This window comes from Thermofilaceae archaeon (assembly GCA_038731975.1).
GTDB lineage: Archaea > Thermoproteota > Thermoprotei > Thermofilales > Thermofilaceae > JANXEW01.
In genome coordinates, this window is the sequence record JAVYQJ010000014.1 from 24,175 (window position 1) to 30,734 (window position 6,560).

At 62.8% G+C, this 6,560-nt stretch carries 6 protein-coding genes; 3 read left to right on the forward strand and 3 right to left on the reverse strand.

All coding sequences use genetic code 11. The annotated features are described in order from the left end of the window. Positions 1-157 precede the first annotated feature (157 nt). Together QXF46_06715 and QXF46_06720 are read left to right on the forward strand one after the other, a co-directional pair. Positions 158-1,195 carry an NAD(P)-dependent alcohol dehydrogenase gene (locus QXF46_06715; GenBank protein MEM0226551.1) on the forward strand — a complete coding sequence of 346 codons (1,038 nt, stop codon included), beginning with the start codon at positions 158-160 and terminating at the stop codon, positions 1,193-1,195. A 57-nt stretch (positions 1,196-1,252) separates the two neighbouring features. Further along, positions 1,253-2,128, forward strand: a complete 876-nt coding sequence (locus QXF46_06720) for an ARMT1-like domain-containing protein (protein ID MEM0226552.1) — start codon at positions 1,253-1,255, stop codon at positions 2,126-2,128. Here the strand turns inward: QXF46_06720 and QXF46_06725 are convergent. The 3 genes from QXF46_06725 to QXF46_06735 all read right to left on the reverse strand — a co-directional run bounded on the left by QXF46_06725 (position 2,118) and on the right by QXF46_06735 (position 5,463). Beyond that, positions 2,118-3,635: an FGGY-family carbohydrate kinase gene (locus tag QXF46_06725; GenBank protein MEM0226553.1), complete on the reverse strand. Its 1,518-nt coding sequence runs from the start codon at positions 3,633-3,635 to the stop codon at positions 2,118-2,120. The two genes, QXF46_06720 and QXF46_06725, sit on opposite strands and share 11 nt — an antisense overlap. Positions 3,636-3,640: 5 nt before the next feature. Next, positions 3,641-4,864: a saccharopine dehydrogenase NADP-binding domain-containing protein gene (locus QXF46_06730; protein ID MEM0226554.1), complete on the reverse strand. Its 1,224-nt coding sequence runs from the start codon at positions 4,862-4,864 to the stop codon at positions 3,641-3,643. 77 nt (positions 4,865-4,941) lie between these two features. Next, positions 4,942-5,463, reverse strand: a complete 522-nt coding sequence (locus QXF46_06735; GenBank protein ID MEM0226555.1) for a nitroreductase family protein — start codon at positions 5,461-5,463, stop codon at positions 4,942-4,944. A gap of 79 nt (positions 5,464-5,542) precedes the next feature. On the opposite strand from QXF46_06735, the gene QXF46_06740 reads away from it, so the two are divergent. After that, the gene (locus tag QXF46_06740; GenBank protein MEM0226556.1) at positions 5,543-6,547 is read left to right on the forward strand and encodes a Gfo/Idh/MocA family oxidoreductase; all 1,005 of its coding nucleotides are present in this window, start codon (positions 5,543-5,545) and stop codon (positions 6,545-6,547) included. The last annotated feature ends 13 nt before the right edge of the window (positions 6,548-6,560 follow it).

Consider the following 6,560-nt stretch of genomic DNA (forward strand, 5'->3'; position numbering starts at 1 on the left):
TCTAGCGTGCTTAATTCGGCGCACTTCGTTGAGGACATGCGAGTCCAAGGATCAGTTTTACGCGTTAAGACTGACCCACAAACGATCCCGAAAGGTCACGTTTATTACCATGCGCGGGTCGCGGTAAGCGTAGGTGTGCGGGCGGGGTTGGTGGAGTATGAGGGCAGCTGTTCTGTACGGTCCGGGGGATCTGCGGTTTGAGGAGAGGGATAGGCCGGCTCCGGGGCCGGGTGAGGCTCTCGTCCGGGTGAAGGTTTGCGGGATCTGCCGCTCAGATTTTCACTACTGGAAGCACGGGAGGATCGGGGAATTCGTCGTTAGGAAGCCGTTGATACTGGGGCACGAGGCGAGCGGAATCGTTGAGGAGGTCGGCGAGGGGGTTGAACGGTTGAAGCCGGGCGACGGGGTGGTGATCGAGCCCGGTGTGCCGTGCGGTAGGTGCTTCTACTGCCGCGCTGGCCGCTATAACCTTTGCCCCCACGTCCGGTTCATGGGTACGCCCCCCGTTGACGGGGCGTTCGTGGAGTACGTCTCCTGGCCCGCCGACTTCCTCTACAAGATGCCGGCCGGCATGAGCTTCGAGGAGGGCGCTCTCATCGAACCGCTGTCCGTCGCGGTTCACGCGGTGAGGAGGGCTAGATTGGAGCCGGGTTCGAGCGTCGCGATCTTCGGCGTCGGAGCGATAGGGATGGTCACCCTCGAGGCTGTAAGAGCGGCGGGCGCCGGGAGGATCTTCGTCGTCGACGTTGACGATTGGAAGCTGGATCTAGCCCTGCGGCGAGGAGCTGAAGCGGCGATCAACGCGGTGAGGGAGAACCCCGTGGAGGCGATCAAGCGCTTGACGGGGGGTGAAGGGGTGGACTACGTCTTTGAGGCGTCCGGCGCCGAGAAGGCATCCTATCAATCCGTGAAGGTGGCGAGGAGGGGAGGCGTCGTCGTCCTCGTCGGTTTGTACGCGAGCGATGAGTTCCAGTACCCGGTGCTCGAGGCGATCATCAAGGAGGTGGATATCAGGGGCGTGCACAGGTACGCGAACGCCTTCCAGCCCGCTATCGAGCTCGTCGCGAAGGGTAGAGTCAAGGTCGCGGACCTGGTGACGCACAAGATCCCCCTCGAGAGGCTCGAGGAAGGCTTCAGGATAATGGATGAGGGAAGGGAGAGGTACATCAAGATTCAGGTGGACGTCACACGTTAGCGCCCGGTCTCTGAGCCAGAGGCGCTAGCCTTTTCTACTCGCAGCCTCAGGAGGCCGGTGAACCCCTTCATCAACCGCGTTTGCTATACATGCATCGCCAGGCTGGCGCTCTACCTCTCTACGCTATCCTACGACAACGAGAGGGGGATCGTCGTGAAGGCGCTCGAGCTGGCGGAGCGCTTCGCAAAGGTGGCTAAGAGCAGCTTGGACGACTACGTCGAGCTGTCCGCGGGGATAGCCGAAGTCGTAGCAGAGGAGCTAGGCGACCCCTACTCATCGGTTAAGAGAATCAGCATGGAGGCTGCCTTCCGCCTCCTACCCATCGCTGAGCGCTACGTCAGCGAGGGGGGCGACCCTCTACGCCGAGCCGCTAGCGTGGCTGTAGCGGGGAACGCGCTCGACTTCGCGACGGGCGTGTACAGCGTCTCCCTGAGCGATTTTGCCGCGGAGTTCGAGAGGAGGTTGAGGGAGCCCTTCGCGATCGACCACCTCGACCAGCTCGAGAGGGACTTGGAGGCGGCGGAGACGGTCCTCTACGTCCTCGACAACGCGGGCGAATGCGTCCTCGACCTCCCGCTGGTAAAGCTCCTCTCCCAGCGGGCGCGAATCGTCGTAGCCGCTAGGGGGGCTGCTGTCTTCAACGACGCCACCCTTGCGGAGGCCGAGGAGGCCGGATTAGGCGAGTACGCTGAGCTGACAACTACGGGCTGCCGCGTGCCCGGCGTAAGCGCGAGGAGGTGCAGCCCCGATTTCCTCAGGCTGCTGGCCGAAGCTGACGTCGCGATCCTGAAGGGGCAGGGCAACTTCCAGTCGTTCACGGAGGTTGCGAAAATCAGAGGGAAGCCCGCCTATTACCTTCTCGTGCCAAAGTGCGAGCCCGTAGCCCGCTACCTCGGCGTCCCCGTCGGCTGCAAGGTCGCTGTCAGGCGTTGAGCCTCCTGTACAGGCCCTTAAGGCGCTTGTACGCTTCGACGTAGAGCTCGAACTTCCTCCGAAAGGCTTCGACGGCCCTCGGATCCGGTTTGAAGACCGCTTCGGGCTGAGCCAGCTCCTTCGCCACCCTGAAGTCCCAGCGCCCCAGCGCGACGAGACCCACCGTCAGAGCCCCCGTCAGGGTGGCTTCCTTCGCGGAGGCCACCCTCACCACTTCCACCCCTAGTGCGCTCGCCAGGGCTGCGCACAGAGCGTCGTAGAGCGCTCCGCCCCCCACCACCCTGATGCTGGAGACCTCCCGGTCGAGTAGGCGCTTGAAGTACTCGTACTCCCACCTCATGTTGAGCGCCACTCCCTCAACAACGGCGGCGAGGATCTCGGCGTCACCAGCGTCGAGGGAGAGGTTAAGGATGGCCCCCCTCAGCCTCGGATCCTCCACAGGTGAGCGCTCGCCGTAGAGCCACGGGAGGAAGAGCAGCCTGCTCTCGCCAACCCTGTAGCCGGACAGGAGCTTCTCCGCCTCCTTCGGTCCGGGGAGCTTGAGGATCTTGATCGCGTAGTCGATCGCCGCCCCACCCGTCTGCTGCTCAGCTACGAGCAGATACCTGCCCGGGATCGCGCTCAGTATGCAGCCCATGTAGTGGGCCACGTCCAACCTCCTCGAGGGGACGTGAGCCGCGAGCCAGTCCCCAGTCCCGATGTAGGCGTGCACCTCGAAGTCCTCGACAGCTCCGGAGCCCACGGCTGTCGCTGGCACGTCGCCGCAGCCCGCCACGACCTTCACGCGCCCGCTCAAGCCCAGCTCCCCGCTAACCTCCGGCTTCAGCCCCCCAACAATCTCCGTCGGCTTAACGATCTCCGGCAGCTTGCTCAAATCCAGGCCGAAGAGCTCCACGAGGCTCCTGCTCCAATCCACAGCGAGAGGGTTACGGGTGTCCACGAGCCAGGTTATGCTGGCCTCATCAACGGTGATCACAGCCCTGCCGGTTAGCCTGTGCAAGAGGTACCCTTTAACGTCGAGGAACTTCCACGTTTTAGCGTAAGCGTCTGGCTGCTCAGAGGCGAACCAGGCGTACTTCGGCAGCGGGTCCTTGCCCAGCCTCCCGGGCGCACCCCCGCTGATCCTCAGCAGCCTCGTGAGCGTGGGAAGGTGGTATCCGGAGACCTTTGGAGACCCCTCGAAGAGCCTCTTAGGGTACCCCGCGGCCCTCGTGTCCAGCCACGTCAAGATACCGGAGAGGGGCTCGCCGCTCGCGTCTACCGGCACAACGCCGGCCATCTGGGTATCCATCACCAGGGCCTCAATGCCCTCGAGGCCTGCCGCAGCAGCGCTGACCGCTTCGGCGAAAGCATTCCAAAGCCGCTCAGGGTCGAGCTCGGCGAACCCTGGCTGCGGCATCGAGAGGGTTAGAGGGGCGAAGGTAAACCTCTCGAACCTGAAGGACTCGGTGTTGAAGACGGCCGCCTTAACCGTCGAAGTCCCAACGTCTACAGCGAGGACCCTCATCGACCCTACCCGAAGAGCGCCTCGACGTTGTACTCCCTCCTCTCACCGTCGCACTCCTCGATCACGTTCACCGGAATCCCCTTGCCCAGCTTCGTAACCACCAGCTCCCTAGCCAGCTTGAACAGCTCCACAGGGTCGATGACCGCCTCGGGCGGGTGGACGCCCGGCTCCTTGATCAAGCCCCTGACCATCATTATGCCGCCCAGGCCGAGCGGTATGCCCGTCGCGTCACCCATGCCCAGGCCGCGGGCGGTCGTGTAGAAGGTGAACTTGCACCTCCTCCCGCCGCGCCGCCCCTCTACGACGATTGCGAGCGAGCCCACCGGCTCCCTTGGCCCGTGCCTCGCAAGCAGCTCCCCCCTCTTCTTGAGCACGTAGGCGACAGCGAAGTCCCTGCATTTCACCCTCACACCCCCCACCTCAACCTCCTCGTCGGAGAAGAGGCCGGCTCTCACGAGCGTCCTGATGAGGGCCGGGAACTGGGGCGGTAGCACGGTACCGAGGTTGGTGACGCGACCCTTGATCCTCAAGTGCTTCGGCAGCGTGTAGGTCTCAGGGTGCGGGTACAGGTACACGGGAACCCTACCAAGTCCGGGAAAATCGAACTCCTGCTCGAACTGCTTGGCGAAATCCGACTCGAGGCTGGTGTACACGAGCTTCCCCTCAAGGTACACCGGTATGTCGATCATCATCGAGTGGGCCCTATGCAGGATGACGGCTGGCCCCTCGTAGGGCTCGCCCCCGTGCACGTGCAGGATGTCCACGTTCTCGATCTCGTCCAGCAAACGCTGGGCAGCAAACTTAACGATCAAGTTGCTCAAACCGGGCGAGCTCCCCATCCCGACCAGCGCCCGAACCCCCCTCCGGACGGCTTCCGCGTGCATCTCCAGCATCTGCAAGGTAGCGTCCAAGTCGTCGCACACATCGACGTAGTCGACGCCCGCCTCCAAGGCCGCTGCAAGGATCTTGGGCCCATAAATGAAGAAGGGGCCTACCGCGTTGAGGACGATGTCGGCGCTCCTCATCAAGCTCACCAGGGAAGCTCGGTCATCCGCGTCCACGGCGCTCACCGTAACCCCTTCTACCCGGGCTGCTTCGACGAGCCTTCGGAGCTCCTCCACCCTTTTATCTGCGAGGACGAGCTCGTCGAATGCGCCAGTCTGGGAAAGAAAGAGCCAGCACGCCCTGCCAACCGCGCCCGCAGCCCCCAAGATCAGGGCCTTAACCATGGCCTTTCGCGTGAGTGAACCATTAAAGTAAATAAGAGTTGCCGTATATCGAGTAAAGGCCCTGTACGGCTTGATCCTCAGGAGGGGAGTTTAAGGGGGTTGCCCCACGTGTTCTCGAAAGCTATCTCCTGGAGCGGTTTGCGGGGCCGCGGGCCCGGAGTCTCGGCTGGAACGCCGACGGGGGTGAGCGCGACAACCCTGTACTGGTCGGGGATACCGACGAGCCTTTTGACCTGCCCCTCGTCGAAAGCCCCGATCCAGCACGTCCCGTAGCCGAGCTCTGTCGCGGTGAGGATCAAGTGCTCCATCGCGATCATCACGTCCCTATCGTGCCAGCGGGGCGAAGCGTTGGGGTCGGAGACGGCGACGACTATCGCCCCTGCGTCAGCGATGAACATCTGCCTGGCGGCTGCTTCGGCAAGCCTCCTCTTCAGCTCCGGATCCCTCACTACGATGAAGTACCAAGGCTGCCTGTTCCCCGCGGACGGCGCTAGCCTCGCAGCCTCCAGCATCACCTTGAGATCCTCGTCCTTGACGGGATCCGGCTTGTACGCTCTAACGCTCCTCCTCTTTCTGATAACGTCGAGAACGGCGCTCATCGCATAGCGGTCGAACAACCGATAAAAATACCTTTCCCGGAAGCTATCCATTTTTACGGCCGGCCCCCCGGGCGTGCTGATGAAGCTCGCGATAGTGGGCTGCGGCGGGATGGGTGAAGCTCACGTTAGGGACTTGGCGCAACTGAAGAAGGCGGGCTTCGACGTGGAAGTGAAGTACCTGGTTGACGTGGACCCGGCGCGCGCGGAGAACTTGAAGAAGAAGCACAACTTGACGGGCGCGGAGGTCTTAACAGACTACCGGAAAACGCTGGGCAAGGTGGACGCGGCTGTCATAGCGACGCCGCACGCCGAGCACTACTCCCAGGTCATGGACTACGTGGCCAGCGGCTCTCACGTGCTCGTTGAGAAGCCCATGGTCTGCAACCTGAGGCAGGCGCTGGATGTCTACGAAGCTTGGAGGAGGAGCGGGCTCGTCGTTGAAGTCGCCTTCCAGAGGCACTTCGAGAAGCCTTGGGTGGCCGCGAGGGACCTCGTGTCGAAGGGTGAGTTGGGCAGCATTGAGATGATCTCGATGATCCTCGGCCAGGCCTACACGGGCGTCAAGGGTACTTGGAGGGCCGTCAAAAGGATCAGCTGCGGTGGTGAGCTGATAGACAGCGGGAGCCACTTCCTTGATATCGCGCTCTGGATTACGGGTCTCAGGGCTGATGAGGTTTTCGCCTACCAGGATTACAGGGGCTTTGAGATCGACATCAACACCGCGCTCGTCGCGAAGCTGGAGGGGGGTGCCCTCCTCCTCTTCACCGTCGCGGGCGACGACCCGGGGTGGCTGGAGGTGGAGATCTTCTGGGGTGAGAAGGGCAGGCTGATCGTCCAACCGCCAGCCGTGCTGATCGAGAGGAGGGGTAAGGGTGGAGAGGCAGTCGATTTGACGCCCTACCCCTCCTCCAGGCCCATCTTCAACTTCGTCAAGTCGGTATTGGGGATGGAGGAGAACGGGAGCCCACCGATCTGCGGAGTCAGGATGCAGGAGGTTGCGGACGCCGCCTACCGCTCCGTGGAGCTGGGTAGACCCGTTAAAGTCGCGGAGCTTTACGAGGAGATCGGCGCTAGGAGACCCTAGTGCTCCACGGCCA